Here is a 16,696-nt window from a genome sequence, read left to right as displayed (position 1 = left end):
TAAAGTTGGCAAGCACTAGTCCTTAATACAGCGAACTGAATATCCGCTGGACTTGAATAGATAGCCAGGCTTCACATAATCGATGTTATAGTATAAAGTCATGTAGTACGCCATGTCACCAGAGATCTCTGTAGAACTCCAAAAGAAAGCGTTTTCGCCTTCATTACTGTAACCCCCACCAGGCAATCTACTACCACCAGGAAGAGCCGTAAACGAATAATCATCCGTATTTTGATATCGGTTACTATGATTCCATCCAGTTTTTGATCTGAGTTTTCCCCCAACCACCCATTCGTCGCCAATTGAAGATATCAACGTTTCGAACTCAGCTTTTGTAGGTAAGTGCCAACCGTCTGGGCAAACTCCGCGCAAAGGATACGTTGGCGAACATTCCTTATCGTTGCCACAATCATTGCCATTTGCACTCCATAACCCCGCACTATCCATCGCTGCACCCCATGCATAAAGGCGACCATACTTCGTGCAATTGCTAGGCTTATCATCGTAACAGTAACTATTCGCAGTTTCAAAATTCAAGTTTTCAGCCATCCAAGTCTGAGAGCCAATTACAACAGTCCTATAAGTTCGACCATCACGAGAATCCGTAAGACTGTTTTTATCCACTACAGGATCAGGAATCGAGCTATCCGAAGGATTAGTACTATCACCGCATGCGGCTAGAGAAATTACTGCAAAAATACATGCACAGAATAAAAACTTTTTCATATTTCACTCAACCTTAATTTATCATATTTTAAACAACATATAAATAAAATTAGAAAAGAAAGGCTTCCCTTTCAGGAAGCTTCTCTTAGATAGGAGTGTTTTAGAAAACCTATCGGATCGTTCTTACTCGTGCGACTGCACCGTTGTGACGGTTACGGATGATGCAAACGCCCTGTACGCTCTTGGACATGGCATTATCGCGCCAGAGTTTCTTCGCTTCGTGAATGTGGCGAGCCGTGAAGCTCGTGATCTTCTTGCCAGTCAAATCGAACACGTCAAATGTGGCGACAGAAGATGCACCCAGCTGAAGTCCCTTACGGAGAGCAATCGGTTCATCATCCGGGTCCTTGGCATTCTTGCCCGCTGCAAAGGTCATGTAGTCGATATCGAACCAGTCGCCCGTAATGGTGAAGCGGAGCACATGTTCACCGGCAGGGAGCGTCACGTTGGCCTTGACCTTGACAAAGTCATCCCAGCTGTCACCTGCAACCGGAACTTCAGCAATGGACTTGTCGTCAATGGAGAGCGTAAAGCTTGCCGTCGAATTGTCCGTCGCCACAGAAGCAAACATCGTGTAGTCGCCAGCTTCCTTGACATTCACGGTATATTCGAGCCATTCGCCGGACTGGTTGTAGCCAACAACGTAGCCCGTAGCCTTCTTGTAAATGTCCACGCCCGTGCCTTCGCGGTAGCTCTTGCCACCATTTTCAATGCCATGGTCTTCGGAATCATTTTCGCTGTAAGACTTGATTTCGCTACCGCGGCCAGAACCCGGAATGTCGAAGTCTTCCATTTCGATCTTGCCCGGAATTTCCCAAGCCTTGCCACTAAACGGCTTCTGCGGTTCCGGCGGAGTCGTGCCGCTGCCTTCGAAGCCCCAAGCCTTGACGGCCATGGTAGAGTCCTGAGAACCCTTGAACACAAGGAACAGCTGCTTTACGACGCCCGAAAGCCCTTCGACATCGCACTTGTTTTCGGCAAAAACGCTCTTGTTGCCGGTATTCTTGAGGGTGCAAGTACCAGCGAGCGTACCCGTTGCAGAACCCGAGCGGATTTCAATCTTGTTGCCATCGGCAGCGCTTGCGGCTTCAACCGTAAAGCCCGTTGCACCAGCGCCAAAGTCAACTCCCGAAACACGGAGCCAAGCTTCCTTGGAAGAAAGCGGGAGCAACACATGATCGGCAGCCTTGCCCTGCACAAAGTTCGAACGGCTACGGATGCCCTTCTGCTTGGAACTCGTGAGTGCCGGATACCAATCGTACGGATCAAAGTTTTCAATCTGTGCCGGGCCTTCATCCGTCACCGTAACGGTCTTAATAGTTCCATCAGAATTGTAGAACATTTCGTCTACAGAAACGCTGCGGTGGTAACCTTCGTTCGGTTTTGCCTTGCCGTCATCAGCCGGGATAATTTCCAAGCCGTTGTGGCCCTTGGCAATTCGACGGTCATGATAGACAACGTAAGAATGGCCCTTGAATTCGGCAATACCATGGTGGTTGTTGTTACCATTGATGCTACGTCCGTTCATGCTCGGGTCACCGAGAATCGTGCCCTTCCAGGTATACGGCCCCATGACGTTGCTCGAAATACCGTAGTCAATCGTCGGAGCGCCCTGCTGCCAGCCAGTACTGTAAGAGAAGTAGTAAGTTCCCTTGTGCTTGTGGATGTAAGAAGCTTCAAGCATTTTGCGGGTCGGCAAGTTATTCACCTTCACGTGAGAACCGTTGCCCACCGGAGCATCCTTCGCATCGTTCAGCCTGACAATATCAAAGTTGTCCGTATTCGGACGGCTATTGCTTTCACCACCGCCCCACGTCACGTAAGTCGTGCCGTCGTCATCAATAAAGATACCCGGGTCAAAGCACCAGGAAACGCCATCGCAACCGATGATGCCGCGACCACCGACAAGCTTATCCTTGCCCTGGCCCACAGCGTTTGTCCAAGGACCTTCAATCGCAGGCGCCTTGATGTAGCCAATGCCGCCGCCACCGCCATCCGGGAACACAATATAGAACGTGCCGTTGTGGACAGCAATGCCAGAAGCCCAAATGTCGTTAATGCCATTTACTTTGCGGGCATCGTAAATAATGCCGTAGTCTGTCCAGTTCTGCATATCCCTACTGCGGAATGCATAAAGGGCGTAAATCTTGTAGCCATCGGAATTGTACGGAGCCGGGTCATCAGAGTCCGTGATGATGTAGAAGTAATCATCGTCAGCGGCTGCACCCGGGTCAGCCAAGTAGTGGTAAGTAGAAATCGGGTTGTCAGCGAGAGCGCTTACTCCAAAGCCCGCCATCAATCCAAACATCGTTGCTTTCTTAAGCAGTTTCATGAACACTCCTTAGGATCGACCATACACCGTCAATCCATCCAATCTAAAAGTACCTCCAAAAAAACAAAACAGCCCTGAACACGCCAAAAGATTTATGGACAAAACGTCAATGAGGGAAAAAGGAGATGCCCCATCAAGTGGGGCATGACATTATAGACAGTCGGGCAAGACACGTTTGTTTTGTCATTCCCGCCTCCGAGCGGGAATCTCCTTCTTGTATAAAAAAGGCTCCTCTTTCGAGAAGCCCTTTTAGATGGAGGTGTGAGTGAGGAAAATCTAGCGCGTCGTGCGGACCTTTGCCATCATGCCCGTGCTACGGTTACGGATGAGGCACACGCCCTGCACACTCTTAGCATAGGTGCCATCACGCAGAAGGCTCTTCGCTTCGTTCATATTGCGGGCCGTGAAACTAGCCATCTTCTTGCCCGTCAAGTCGAACACGTCGTAAGTTGCAGCGGCAATCGCATTCATGCGGATCTTCTGACGGATAGCCACTTCGCTACCTTCATCCGGATCCTTAGCATCCTTGCCCGCTGCAAACTGGATGTAGTCAATGTCCATCCAGTCGCCAGTCACGGTAAAGCGGAGAATATGCTTACCAGCCGGGAGCTTCACGTTCGCCTTCACCTTGCTGTAGTCGTCATAATTCTCTTCGCCATCGTTCTTCGGAACGGCAATCGATTCCGTGATATCGTCACCATCGATGGAGAGTTTAAAACCAGAGGTCGCATTGGCAGAAGCCACCGCCGCAAACATCGTGTAGTCGCCTTCGGCAGCCACATCCACAGTGTATTCCAGCCATTCATCCGTTTGGTTGTAACCCACAACATAGCCCGTAGCCTTCTTGTAGATATCTACGCCAGTGCCTTCGCGGTAACTCTTGCCACCATTGCTTTCGGCACCGTGGTCATCAGAATCGTTATCAGCGTAAGAATCGTTACCTGCGCCATAACCCGGTTCATCGAAGTTTTCCATTTCGATCTTGCCAGGGATTGCCCAAGCCTTGCCGCCAAACGGCGTCTGCGGTTCAGGTTCGCGCTTCGTGCCCTGAAATTCCCATTCAAGAATGCCCATGGTCGAATCCTTGGAACCCTTGAACACAAAGAACAGCTGATCGACAACGCCCGTAAGGCCCGTCATTTCGCAATCGTTATCGGTAAAGGTCATGTTGTTGCTGGTCTTTGCAATCTTGCATGTACCGGCGAGCGTTCCGCTTGCGCTTCCCTTATGGATTTCAATCGTATTGCCATCGGCCACGCTTGCAGCCTTGATACGGAGATTCTGCGCGCCGTTACCGAAATCCACGCCCGAGACGCGGATCCAGGATTCGCTACGGCTCGTGAGCGGCAAGAGCACATGCTTCACCGGCTGTCCCTTGGTCCAGTCGGTACGGCTACGGATGTTCATCTGCTTGGAGCTAGTCGTCGCCTTGTAGGTCCTGTACGGGTCAAAGTTCTTGATCTGCTTCGGGCCTTCACGAGTGAAGGTCAGCTTGTTCATCTTGTCGCCATTCCAGGTGAGTTCATCGATGGACACGCTTCTGTGGTTCTCGTAATTCGGATTTTCGGAACGCACGCCCGCCTGAGTCGTTGCGGCCGGGTGGTTATCGGAAGTCACCAAGCGACGGTCGTGATACACGGCATACCACTTGTCCTTGAACGGAGCAAATCCCTGGTGGTTGTTACCGCCTTCGCCGTGCGCATCAGGCACGGAGCCAATTCCCGGAATAACCGTACCTACGAAGGTATAAGGCCCCCAGATGTTATTCGACATACCATAGTCAATAATCTGGCTACGGTTGTTGAAGCTCAAGTAATAAGTGCTACCCTTCTTGTGCAAGTAAGGGGCTTCGAAAGAGTTCGGCAAAGAAACCTTCTTCAAGGAATTCTTGTCGAAAGTAATCTTGCCATTGCTTTCGGTAAACTTGATAATGTCGAAGTTGTTGCCATACGGGCGGCTAGAGCTTTCGCCACCACCGAAAATCACGTAACCCGTACCATCGTCATCGATCAAGATGCCCGGATCAAAACAGTGCGCAATGCCGTCGCAGCCATTGATAAGGCTACCGCCACCCGCAATTCTATTGACTCCATGCGTTTCCTTGACGGGGTCGGTATACGGGCCGTCAATCGCGGGGGCCGTAATCATGCCCACGCCGCTTGCGCCATCAGGGTAGACGATATAAACCTTGCCGTTTTTCACGGCAATGCCCGAAGCCCAGGTGTTGTTCGGATAGTTCCCGAATTCACGCCTGGAGCGGAAAATCATGCCGTGATCAGTCCAGTTCTTCATGTCTTCGGACGTGAAGGCGTAAAGGCCGACAATGTCGTAGTTCCAGTTTGTCTGGTTGTTGTAGTCATCCACATCGGTCAAGATGTAGAAGGTATCACCGTCAGAGGCGCAAGAAGGGTCCGCCAGATAATGATAGCTAGAAATAGGGTTATCAGCAAGCGCACTTACACCAAAGCCCGCAAGTAAGCCCAGTGCAGCCAAACATTTCATGTTCATACACACTCCTTCGGACCAGCCATACACCGCCAATCCATCCATTATTAATCTACCTTCAAACAACAAAAAAAGACCTGCAAAGCAATGCAGGTCCATTGATAAAATGTCAATAGTGGATAAATCTACTCTTCTTTCCGGACAACGCTCTTCTTCACAACCGGGGCGTACGGGTCAAAGATACCGTAGCCAAAGACTTCGATATCGTCCACCCAGACTTCCGTATCCATAGCGCCGAAGATGCCAATCTTTGTGACACTGTCCTTCACCGCTTCCCAGCCGTAGTTACCGCCATTGCTGTCGGCCGTATCCAGTTCCGCCGGAATCACGGTAAACTGCGTCCAGACCGTATCCGCCTCGAAATGGCGCCAAGACTTGATATTATCGGAACTCGTCACGGAATCGTCATTCACGAACCTGTCGAACGAGAACGAAATTCTCGACGGAGTCGAGACGCGGACCCAGAAGCGGATAGAATCCAAATCGCTCATGTTGACATAGCCACCCAGTTCACGACCGATAAGGGCCCAGTCCCACTGAGCCGCAGAATCGCGTTTGCAGATAAAGTGTGCCGCCATGCCTTCGCGACCAAGACCAGCCGATTCAATGTTAAAGGAGACCTCCGCGTTGAGCGATGCAGTAGCTTCCCACGCGCCGGCGCCATTTTCAAAGTCGTCAAATACAAAATAGTTCTTGACGTATGCAGAGTCACCGAGGTAAAGACCGCCTTCACCAGACTGAGTACCGACGTCAGCCTCAATGCGGCCATATTCCGTAACCGAGTCTGCGCCAGATTCATTTACAAATGCAACAATCTCAACATTGCCGTTCGGGAGCGATTCAAATTCAAAGTAACCCGTAGAATCCATCGGGACCTGGTAGTCCAAGCCCTGCACAGAAACGGTTGCAGAACGGCGGACCAACTGCGGAAGACCGACACGACCGGAGACCTTGGTCGGTTCAGAAACTTCGACTGTCAAAGGAGTCGTGGAATCTGATTCCACATAGGCAATCTTTACAAAGCCCTTCAAATTCAAGGAATCATTGCGGGCTTCGATGACATAAGAGCCCGTCGGGACATCAGACAGAACCACTCGGCCCCACTCGTCTGTTTCGAAATGCAACTGGTAAAGGGAGTCCGAACCCAGTTCGGTTGCACCCGACAAATAAGATTCAGGGCGAACAATAACGTCCATACGTGCAGCAGGCGTGCCATCGGCCAATTGAGCAAGCAACGCGATGGAGTTTTCCGTTTCCATCGACGATCCAGCGGTACGACCGCTATCGCAGGCGACATAGCAAAGTGCCAACGTCGCCAACCCATATGTCCACGCCCGTTTAATCATTTTTTATCTCCTGCACCTTCCCCTTTTATTATAGTATTTTCCGAAGCCCCTCCTTTACGGGCTACCGGGTAAAATGCCATAGAAAGCTGCATAACACGATCAGGATTCTTGGCTCCGTCTACTCTTTTTTGGACTAAACGGCGGAATTCCCTCAACATGTCGCCCAAATCCTCGAAGCAGGACTGGTCTACAGATAGAGTCAGTGTAGAAATATTGCGTTCATTGACGGGGACGTTTTCAAGCGCATCGCTCGCAAGACTCAGCACCTGGCGCTGGAAATTGCGCACGGCCTTCGCCTTTTCAGGGCCCCCTACTGTCAAATGGGCTTCGGTAAGTGCGAGCTTGCCCGATGCAAGCTTCTTCACGAGACCGACGCTCTTCAAAGTTTCAATGGCTTCGAGAGCCTGTTCCTCAGTGATCGGCGGGCAGATGTCTTTAGCGATCTGCTTGACGTTTACAACGCCACCGTTCAATTCCAGGTAGGCGCGTACCGCAGGAATCCACCAGTTTTCGAGGAGTTTAAGTTCAGCAGCCTGCAAAGAATGGCGTTCCACGTCGCGCAGCGACAGTGCTTTCGCCATGAGTTCTTCGCGCTTAGTCTTATCCTTGCTGACAGCAGCAGAATACAGGAGGTCGAAGTATTCGGCCTCGCGACCACTCAGCGCAAGGATTTCCTTTGCCGCAGGTAATGCATGAGCAGGCAAGTGCTGCTTCTTTTGCAATACGCGATAGAGATAGCTGGAGTCTAGCCCGAGCTTATCACCCATCATGCGGTAGCTGTAGAAGGGCATCTCGACCTTGCGCCTGTCGTAGAATTCCTTCAAGAAGTCGCGGTAATCCGCTATGTCAGAAAAAGTAACCATCAATATCTAAAATATTTAAAACACAACACCGAGGACCCACAATGTAAACATTTGGTATGGATATTTTGTCAATGGGTATAAAAAAAGTCCGCCGTGGCGGACTTTTCCAAACATTTTTCGACAGCGGTAATCCTGTCTACTTCCTACTGTCTACTGCGGCCTTCGCCGAAGGCGCCCGCCGCTACTCTTCCCCGAGATATTCCACAGCGAAGATGAGCGTTGCGCCGCCCGGAATCGGGCCTGCGCCGCGGCTGCCGTAACCAAGGCCAGGCGGAACCACGAGGATTCTCTTTTCGCCCGGAAGCATGCCCTGCACACCGAGTTCCCAGCCACGGATCACGTTGCCTGCGCCAAGTTCAAATGCAAACGGCTGTCCGCGATCGCGGGAGCTGTCGAACTTGTAGCCGTTCACCATCCAGCCCGTGTAATGCACAATCGCGCGGTGACCAGCACGGGCCGGTTCGCCCTCGCCCTGTTTCACGACAGCATAGCGAAGTCCTTCCGGACCGTTTTCATACTTGAGAAGCGTCGTATCCGGGAAAAAGTCCATATGCTTTGCAAGTTCCTGATCCACATCGGTGGAGACCATCTCGACGCGGAACAAAAGCGTAGAGTTCGGCGGGATCATCGAGAACGCCGTAGCGCCATAGCCCATCGCAGGCGACACGCGCAACCAGCGGACACCGCCTTCGCGCATCCCTTCAAGGCCCGTTTCCCAGCCCTTGATCATCTTGCCAGCACCCATCACAGCTTCGAGCGGCTTGCCCAGGTCCTTGGAGCTACCGAACTTGCGGCCAGAGAGGAGCCAGCCCGTGTAATGAACCTTTATTACGTTACCCGCAGCGTTCAGCTTGCCGCTGCCAGCCTTTTCATCATAGACCTTGAGCCCGCGACCCATGTCGCGCCACTTGAGTTTGTCCACATCAGCAGGAAATTTATCTGCATCCAGAGGCTTTTCAGCATGAACAAGTTCAACAACAAACATCAAGTCGCTATTAGGCGGAATGCCCTCGAGAGAATTATCGCCATAAGCCATCACGGAAGGGACCGAAAGCTTGCGCACTTCGCCAACCTTCATGCCCACAAGTCCCTTGTCCCAGCCTTCAATCACCTGGCCTACGCCAATCGTGAATTCAAGCGGTTCACCACTGTAATATGAGTTTGCAAAATAGGGAGCCTCGACTGTCGAATCCGTTGCAGATTTGTTCACAAGAGCACTATCCACAGCCAGGTATCCTTTGTAATGAACTTTAATCAGCTGACCCGCACGAATGGGTTCCCCGCTGCCATCTTTGAGAGTTTCGGCCTTGAAAGGAACCGCAAAGGCAACACTAGAAGCAAGTAACACAAGAAAAAACTTTAATTTTGACATAATATCTCCTGCCTTATAAAATAGAAAATGCTAGTTTTTGAGAGTAAGGATTTATCGTAAACGGATTTAAATATGCTATCAATCATCATCGTCATAGCGATTGTGCTATTGTCCATCGTCCTCGCCGGAATCGGAATTTACGTGGGCACACACAATACCGACGAAAAAGAAACGGCAAAACCAATTATCGACGTATCGGGGCAATACGCCGCCATCGGACGGCCCGCCCGCGAAACGCTCACCGCCGTAAAGCCTTCCGAAGCATCGATCAGGGCATGGCTCGAAACGCAGCCACTCACGCCGGAGCAAAGACAAGCTTACATCGAGCAGTGGAACAAGACGCTCGAAGAAACTATCAGGACTATTGACGAAGGGGACAAGCAAGGCGTCGCAACTTACAGAATTGTGATTGGTCCCAAAGGCAAGAATTATTGTAAATTCGTCAGTGAGGAAAATTTCATCACCCGCGAACAGATTCGCAATCACGCGGAAATCTTACCCCCCTATGTTTTGGGCTGCGACTGCAAACTTCTACCTAAACAACCTTGGGAAAACCCGAGTAAATCTGGATGGAAGGCAGTTATCCCGACACACGGAAACACTTACAACGTCCCGGATTGGAGGCAACTTGCGTAGTAAGTCATTATTATCAGCTATTCTTTTGGCACCTGCCATGGCGCTCGCCACAGGTTCGGCCATCATCACCCTTCAAATGCCCGTTGGCGCCCGCCAGCTAGGTATGGGCGAAGTCGGAGCCGCACTTGCCGATGACGCAACCGCCATGTATTACAACCCGGCAGGGCTTGCATTCGGACCGCTCGCCGACGAATGGCGCAGTTCCTACAAGGCAGATGCAAAGAAGACCCCGTTCTTTACGCACATGGCATCCCGTTCCAAAAACGGTTTTTTCGACAAGAGCGAACTTTGGGCAGGCACGACCCAGGGCATTCTCAAGTTCGACGGTGAACAGTGGGTCAACTACTACTCCGTCACCTTGCAAGGGAACGCCAAGATCAAGGACGCCGTACGCACGTACGTTGGTTCCGAACGCGGTCTCGACGAATACACCCGTATCGTGAAGGCTTTTAACGACGTGAAGAACGCCGATGACGAATCGCATGTGGTCGAAGTAAAAATGCCTTGGGACCTCGTCGTCAAGGACACCATCACGGCAATCCTCTACGAAAGCCTCACCGAAAAGCTCTGGGTCGGTACCCCGAAGGGCCTCTACCGCTTTGACGGCAAGAGCTGGAAGTCCTTTGAATCAGAACTCGGCGAACGCCGCATCACGGCTCTGGCCAAGCAAGGCGCCTCCCTCTGGATCGGTACGGACAACGGACTTTTCGTCTACCGCAACGGCGCCTTCGAACAGAAGGGCAAGGTTCTCCCGAGCCAAAAGATCAACGCTCTCGTGTGGTCCGAAAACCGCAAGGAACTTTACGTGGCAGTCGATGGAGCAGGCGTTGCCCGCCTTACCCCGAAAAAGAGTGCAAACGACAAAGACCGCTGGAGCCTGTTCAACCAGGAAGACGGCATCATGGACTTAAACCCGACAGCCCTCGCAGTCGATAGCTCTGACCACGTCTGGGCAACGCACAAGGGCGGTCTCTCGCACTTCACGCTCCGCAAGTGGGAACAGGTGCAGTTCGCGAACAACACTGTAAACGACGTTTCTGTGGACCGCAAGGGCGCCATCTGGATCGCAACCGACCTCGGCGTCTGGCGCCACCTGCCAGACTACGCCACGGCAAGCGGTCGTAAGGCAGAACTCGAACGCAGCTCCAAGGAAGATCCCGAAATCACGAAACGCGATGACGAATGGATGCACTACCACCAGGGTAACGGCCTTTCGACCAACAAGGTCTGGGCAGTCCTCCCGGAAGGCAACGACGTGTGGTTCAGCACGGCAAATGGCATGGAACAGTACAAGGACGCCGACTACCAGCTCACGGCCTTCTACGAAAAGCTTTTGCCGGTCCTCAACATCCCTGACCTTTACCACCTTTACGGCGGCATGACCATTCCTCTCAACGACTGGGGAACGCTCGGTGTGCATGTGAACTTCGTCTCGTTCGGTTCGACCGTTGTCTCTGGCGACCTCGATGCTGATGATCTCGTAGCTTACAACAGTTCTGAAATCGTCGGTGGCGTAAGCTATGGCACCCGCTTCCCGAACGACTGGGGCCTCGGCCTCTCCATCAAGTTCTTCTACTCCGACTTGAGTTCCGGCGCTTCAGCAGGCGAAGAAGAAGCTACCACGTTTGGTTACGCATTCGATATCGGCGTCTTGAAGAAGAACCTGTTCATCCCGAAACTGAATTTCGCATTGGTCCTTGCAAACATCGGTCCGAGCGTGTACTACGTGGACAAGACCATCGAAGACCCGATCCCCTTGACCTGGCGTCTCGGACTTTCTTATGAAATTCTTAGCATGGCGGACTACAAGTGGACGGTCGCATTCGACTACAACCGCGAAGTCGTGATTGACGACGACAAAGGCAATCCTGAACCATTCTACATTGCCTGCTGGAAAGACCTCTTTGACCCAGACGATGATACGAATTCCTTCCTTCAGGGCGTGTTCAATGTCGGTACGGAATTCATCTATTCCAACACCATCGCTCTTCGCTTAGGTTATCTGTACGACCGCATGGGCAAGCGCAACGAAGTGGACTTCGGCGTAGGCGTGATGCTCTCCGACGTTCTGCAGTTCGACTGGGCAACCATCAAGAACGTAGGCCGTGCCGATGGCGTTCGCGACGGACAGATGCGCTTTGGAATGCTGTTCAAGTTCTAAAGCGCCGAAGGCGCAGTTACTAGTTACTAGCTACTAGTTATTAGTCACTGGTCATTAGTAAAAACTTGTCATGCCCGCTATCGCGGGCATCTTTTTTTTAAGCAACGAAAAAAGTCAGGTATTGAGCCTGACTTTTTTCATTTAAAAGTCATGCCGGACTCCGCCGGCATCGCTATTTTAAAACAGCCCTATTCTTCGCGTTCGAGAATAATCAGCGCACGGTCCTGTGTGCTGTTCGGGATGGTGTAGAAATGCTTCCCGATAAACTTGTAACCGAAATCTTCAGGATAGAACGTCTTGAGTTCGTCAGCGACGGCGGGGCCTTTCATGAAGTACACGCGACCACCCACCTTGAGGGAATTTGCGATGCGCGGGAGCGTCTTTTCCATGAGTTCAAAAGCGCGGCTAATCACGCCATCGACAGGGATCGTCATGCTGCGGCTCGTGACCTTATGGCCGAAAACGTCAATGCCCTTGAGTCCCATCTTTTCGATGACCATGTTCAAAAAGTTGATGCGGTTCGGACGCGGTTCGCACAATGTAAGCCTAATCGACGGATTCACAATCTTGAGCGGGATTCCCGGGAAACCGGCGCCGCTGCCGACATCGATCATGCGGGCAGGCCACTTTGGCACGTAAGCGTTGATGAGCGTACAGTCGGCATAATGGCGCTCCACCATCGTTTCAAAAGCATTGAGGCGTGTCAAATCCTGGTCGTCATTGTTCGCTCGGAGCAGCTGGTGGAATTCCCAAATCTGCTTGAGCGTCGGCTCCTGGAGTTCCACACCGTAGTAATGCAATAGCTTGTCGAGCCCTGCAAGCGAGGGAGTGACACGTTTTCCGTTAAAAAGCGGAAATTCGGTGCGCGGAGCTTTCATGTGCGGGATAAAGTCCTTACCAAGCGCGCTCGCGCCACTGCGTGGTTTGGAATTCTTTGACCAAGATGAATTTGCCATAGCCAAAAGTTAGAAAAGTTTTTCAATAAAAATAGGGGTCAACATCTTCGCTCGTGCGTGTATATATAGTGGAGGCTCCTATTGAAAAAATTACTTCTCTTTTTGACGTTCACTTTAATTACAGCTTCGGCAACGCCAGCCCAAGAAAGCGCCCCGACATCCCCAGCGGAGGATTTTGCGCAGGCACCCTTTGACGTTTCGCAAGTTTTTGAATGGTGGGACGACGGTATCATCACCCCCGCAGAAGCAGACGAAATTTTTTCAAAACTTGAAGAAGAAAACTACAGCGAAGCCTGCCTGCTCGCCGAAGTATACGCCCAAGAGCCATGCGCCACCAAGCAAGAGGCCAGGCAAAGCAAACCTCCATACAGCCCCTCGGTCATTCCGCATGGGCGCATATCCTGGAAAGGCAGGTACGATTCCGATGGGCACCTGAAAAGCCACCGCGCAGAACTGCAACTCCAATTTTACTACTTCAAATTACACCTTGGATCGCAGGAACTCCTGTCTTACCGGCGTGACGGATTCGAAGCGCATTTTGGACAAGTTTCTACGTCGGAATTTCACAGCCACATTCCAGTCGATACATTATGGGGAACCGCACTCCTCTACCCCATCGGCAAATTTAAACTGGGAACATTTCTCGACAGCACAAGGACGTTCAACGCGCAAATGGCATTCCAAGCGAACCGTTCCAACGAAATTCGCGCCACATTCTGGAAGTTTCCCGATGCAGGCGCCTTGGCCGTTCAATTACGCACGATGCTCGGACAAATTTCCACCTGGTATCAATTCGGACAAGATTGCCCACTCGTAAAAATCCAATTACAAAGTGAACAAACGCACCTTTCATGGAAAACAACCGCCTACATTCACGGCGACAGCATTCCGCAAGGGCTGAACCTGAGCAAGGGCATCGTCGAAAACTGGTTCTGGGCATCGCAAACCGTGAACGCAAAGTGGCCTACATACAATACAAGCCTCTCCTTCAAGGCGCGAATTCTGAGTCCCGTCGCCACAGACTCCATTAGCGCCCGATTCAAGCTTTCCATAGAATCCGGCCCAGAGCGCCTACGTCCAAGCCTTAGCGTAACTTGCCGCGAAGCAAGCGACAACTGTAGCAACACCGAATGGAAAAGCATCATTACATCTGCATGGGAACCGTTCTCGTTCAATGCCAGTTTATTACTGCGCCACAATCACCATTTTAAACCGCCAAGAATCGAGTTCGGAGCAGCTTACCGCACCAAAAGCGCATTTGCGAGACTCGCTCTTTCGTTGCCCGAAACAAGCCCTGCTAAAGCCATTTCAGTCCAAAACGAGATCAAATTCGACGGAGAAACGCTCGGCTGCAACTTTGTATTCGCATTTAAAAAGACAAAGACTAAGCCATTCAGGCCAAATTTCGCTCATATCCAATTTTTTCTGAAAAAATGAGACATTTATTCCCGCCAATTCAGTTTCAAACAAGTCTGGACACTCCTGTAACCACTATTTTTTAAAATAACCACATTTAGAGACAAGAAGAAATCTATAATTAATAGTACCCAAACACTCTCAGACTCCTTTAGGTTACCTCCTTTGCCTGAAGGAGTCCTTTTTTTATTGTATTTTTTTATTTTAATGGTATGTTCTATATCGCAGCTATCATCGGATCCGTCTTTTTTCTGCCCTCCATCGCATTAAACATCGCGCTTGCGCTCGGTGCACCGCTCGGCATGTACGCCATGAATGGTCGCCACAAAGTCGTTCCGCAGGAAGTCCGCCGGGCATTCATAATGCCAATTATTATGCAATTCGTGGCACTTTTTACGCTCCTGAGCGCAGGGCATGTGCTCCCGGAGACGGTTCCGTTCGGGATTGTGCGCATCCTCGCCTTTTTCTTTGCTGTTTACCTGACTTTTTACACGGCAACCGTCTTTTTTAGCTTAAGTGCAAAAGAACGCCATGTGATGGGGCCGCTCGCCGCAGCATCGACCATTTGCTTCTGGATTGTCGCAGTGGGAACGGTTCAGTAGACAGTTGGAAGTTAGAAGTAGACAGTAGGCGAGAGAAAATGGATAAGGTTGCACAAAAGCACAATTACCAAGTTGACCTAGACCGCATCATCCGCAGGCTTGAGCGCACGGGCGAAGTGCCGACACTCTTGTTACACGCCTGTTGCGCGCCGTGCAGCAGCTACACGATCGAATACCTTTCGCAGTACTTCAAGATAACTCTTTTCTATTACAACCCGAACATCGCTCCCGCCGAAGAATACCAGCATCGCGTAAACGAGATCAAGCGTTTCGTCGCCGAGTTCAAGACAAAGTATCCCGTCACGCTTGTCGAGGGCGAATACGATCCGAAAAAGTTTTACGATGTCGCGCGCGGGCTCGAGAAAGAACCCGAAGGGGGCAAGCGCTGCCGCAAGTGCTTTGAACTGCGCCTTGCTGAATCAGCGAAACTTGCGAAAGAACTGAACTGCGACTACTTCACGACAACGCTCACCATAAGCCCGATGAAGGACGCACAGGTGCTCAACGAGGTCGTGCAGGAACAATGTGACATCTACGGCATCAAACGCCTCCCGAGCGATTTCAAGAAGAAGGGCGGTTACAAGCGTTCCATACAGCTGTCGCACGAATACAACCTCTACCGCCAGAATTTCTGCGGCTGCGTCTACTCCATGCGCGAAGCGGAGGAACGCGAAGCCAACAAAACAGCGTGACATTTGAAGCGCAATTATATATACTTTTATAGGATGATCAAGATCTGGTTATACGTATTGGCTTTTTTCGGGGGAATCGTCGCAAGTGCTTGCAGCGATAGTACAACCAATGCGCACGACGAAGACAGGACTTCAAGTTCCATTAGAGTCATCGAGATCATTATCGATTCTTCAAGCGAAAGTTCCTCCAGCTCTTATTTACGCCCAACCAAGAAGAACATTTACTTTTCCAATCACGTCGAAATTAAAGTTTCATCATCTGACAAATCGGAATCTTCTTCCAGCAAGACAAAGGCATCAAACAGTTCAGAGTCTGCCCCGAAATCGTCCAGTTCACAGCCAAAGTCATCTAGTTCAAAACGGCCCGAAACCAGTTCAAGCATCGCTGAAAGTTCCAGTTCCGAGATGCCAAAGTCCAGCGCCGAACTCCGCTTTTACGATTGCGAAGAGCACGACTGCGTCACCATGGAATACCTGAATCCAGACATTTCTTATGGCGAATTTTTAGACAAGCGCGATGACCAGGTTTACCGAACCCTCGTCATCAGTAACCATGTGTGGACCGCGCAAAACATGAACTATGAAATTGAGAGCGAAGAGAACGAAGATGTAACTAGCTGGTGTTACGACGACAAACCTGAAAACTGTAAAAAATTCGGCAGGCTCTACACTTGGGAAGCGGCAAAAAAAGTTTGTCCTGAAGGTTGGCATTTACCCACCGAAGATGAATGGCAGGAACTCATCGCAGAGCACTCTTGCGATATTGTGATAAAAGACGGAAATCCACCCGTATACCGTTGCGCAGGAACATCGCTGAAAGCAATTGACAGCTGGGGAAACGGCCTCGAAAACACAAACGAATACGGATTTTCTATCGTTGCCGCAGGGATCGTAAACTCAGAGACCTTCAGGAACAAGGGTATAACGGGCTACCTGTGGGCCTCAACATCACAATATGAATCACTCGCAACCCTAGTCATATTTGAATATAACGAAGATTACACAAGATTCGTATTGACAAAACCAAACTCCGGGCTATCCGTCCGTTGCGTCAAAGGGGCCGCCGAGTAAGACGAAAATAAATTTCGC

The 16,696-nt window shown here is 50.9% G+C and carries 13 protein-coding genes; 6 read left to right on the top strand and 7 right to left on the bottom strand.

Annotated features, from left to right (window positions below; translation table 11 throughout):
* Nucleotides 1–15: 15 nt before the first annotated feature.
* From B7990_RS08910 to B7990_RS08885, 6 genes are all read right to left on the bottom strand, one after another.
* Nucleotides 16–726 carry a fibrobacter succinogenes major paralogous domain-containing protein gene (locus B7990_RS08910; RefSeq protein ID WP_088640621.1) on the bottom strand — a complete coding sequence of 237 codons (711 nt, stop codon included), beginning with the start codon at nucleotides 724–726 and terminating at the stop codon, nucleotides 16–18.
* 109 nt (nucleotides 727–835) lie between these two features.
* Nucleotides 836–3,058 (bottom strand): carbohydrate-binding protein, encoded by a 2,223-nt coding sequence (locus B7990_RS08905; protein ID WP_088640620.1) that lies wholly within the window; start codon nucleotides 3,056–3,058, stop codon nucleotides 836–838.
* Nucleotides 3,059–3,334: 276 nt separating this feature from the next.
* The gene (locus B7990_RS08900) at nucleotides 3,335–5,566 is read right to left on the bottom strand and encodes a carbohydrate-binding protein (RefSeq protein WP_088640619.1); all 2,232 of its coding nucleotides are present in this window, start codon (nucleotides 5,564–5,566) and stop codon (nucleotides 3,335–3,337) included.
* Between the two features lie 122 nt (nucleotides 5,567–5,688).
* A complete protein-coding gene (locus B7990_RS08895; RefSeq protein ID WP_088640618.1) occupies nucleotides 5,689–6,909 on the bottom strand; it encodes a hypothetical protein in 1,221 nt (406 codons plus the stop codon).
* The gene (locus B7990_RS08890) at nucleotides 6,906–7,772 is read right to left on the bottom strand and encodes a DUF4423 domain-containing protein (protein WP_088640617.1); all 867 of its coding nucleotides are present in this window, start codon (nucleotides 7,770–7,772) and stop codon (nucleotides 6,906–6,908) included. Before B7990_RS08890 ends, B7990_RS08895 begins: the two co-directional genes overlap by 4 nt.
* A gap of 181 nt (nucleotides 7,773–7,953) precedes the next feature.
* A complete protein-coding gene (locus B7990_RS08885) occupies nucleotides 7,954–9,144 on the bottom strand; it encodes an FKBP-type peptidyl-prolyl cis-trans isomerase (protein WP_088640616.1) in 1,191 nt (396 codons plus the stop codon).
* Between the two features lie 72 nt (nucleotides 9,145–9,216).
* Between B7990_RS08885 and B7990_RS14840 the strand changes: the two genes are divergently transcribed.
* Together B7990_RS14840 and B7990_RS08875 are read left to right on the top strand one after the other, a co-directional pair.
* Nucleotides 9,217–9,780, top strand: coding sequence for a hypothetical protein (locus tag B7990_RS14840; RefSeq protein ID WP_141099249.1), 564 nt, complete (start codon nucleotides 9,217–9,219; stop codon nucleotides 9,778–9,780).
* Nucleotides 9,773–11,941: a PorV/PorQ family protein gene (locus B7990_RS08875; protein WP_254917424.1), complete on the top strand. Its 2,169-nt coding sequence runs from the start codon at nucleotides 9,773–9,775 to the stop codon at nucleotides 11,939–11,941. The genes B7990_RS14840 and B7990_RS08875 overlap by 8 nt, the downstream gene beginning before the upstream one ends.
* Nucleotides 11,942–12,129: 188 nt before the next feature.
* Here the strand turns inward: B7990_RS08875 and rsmG are convergent, their stop codons facing one another.
* Nucleotides 12,130–12,897 (bottom strand): 16S rRNA (guanine(527)-N(7))-methyltransferase RsmG, encoded by a 768-nt coding sequence (gene rsmG / locus B7990_RS08870; RefSeq protein ID WP_254917423.1) that lies wholly within the window; start codon nucleotides 12,895–12,897, stop codon nucleotides 12,130–12,132.
* Nucleotides 12,898–12,978: 81 nt separating this feature from the next.
* Between rsmG and B7990_RS08865 the strand changes: the two genes are divergently transcribed.
* The 4 genes from B7990_RS08865 (at nucleotide 12,979) to B7990_RS08850 (ending at nucleotide 16,678) form a co-directional block, all read left to right on the top strand.
* Nucleotides 12,979–14,334 carry a hypothetical protein gene (locus tag B7990_RS08865; RefSeq protein ID WP_088640614.1) on the top strand — a complete coding sequence of 452 codons (1,356 nt, stop codon included), beginning with the start codon at nucleotides 12,979–12,981 and terminating at the stop codon, nucleotides 14,332–14,334.
* Between the two features lie 191 nt (nucleotides 14,335–14,525).
* On the top strand, nucleotides 14,526–14,915 hold the full coding sequence (locus tag B7990_RS08860; protein ID WP_088640613.1) for a hypothetical protein: 390 nt from the start codon (nucleotides 14,526–14,528) through the stop codon (nucleotides 14,913–14,915).
* A 38-nt stretch (nucleotides 14,916–14,953) separates the two neighbouring features.
* A complete protein-coding gene (locus B7990_RS08855; RefSeq protein WP_088640612.1) occupies nucleotides 14,954–15,607 on the top strand; it encodes an epoxyqueuosine reductase QueH in 654 nt (217 codons plus the stop codon).
* Between the two features lie 33 nt (nucleotides 15,608–15,640).
* Entirely contained in the window at nucleotides 15,641–16,678 is a 1,038-nt protein-coding gene (locus B7990_RS08850) for a fibrobacter succinogenes major paralogous domain-containing protein (protein WP_088640611.1), read from the top strand.
* The last annotated feature ends 18 nt before the right edge of the window (nucleotides 16,679–16,696 follow it).

Source organism: Fibrobacter sp. UWB4 (assembly GCF_002210345.1).
In the GTDB taxonomy this organism is placed as follows: Bacteria; Fibrobacterota; Fibrobacteria; order Fibrobacterales; family Fibrobacteraceae; genus Fibrobacter.
Note: the sequence above shows the minus strand (reverse complement) of the source record. Positions and strands in the feature narration are given on the sequence as shown.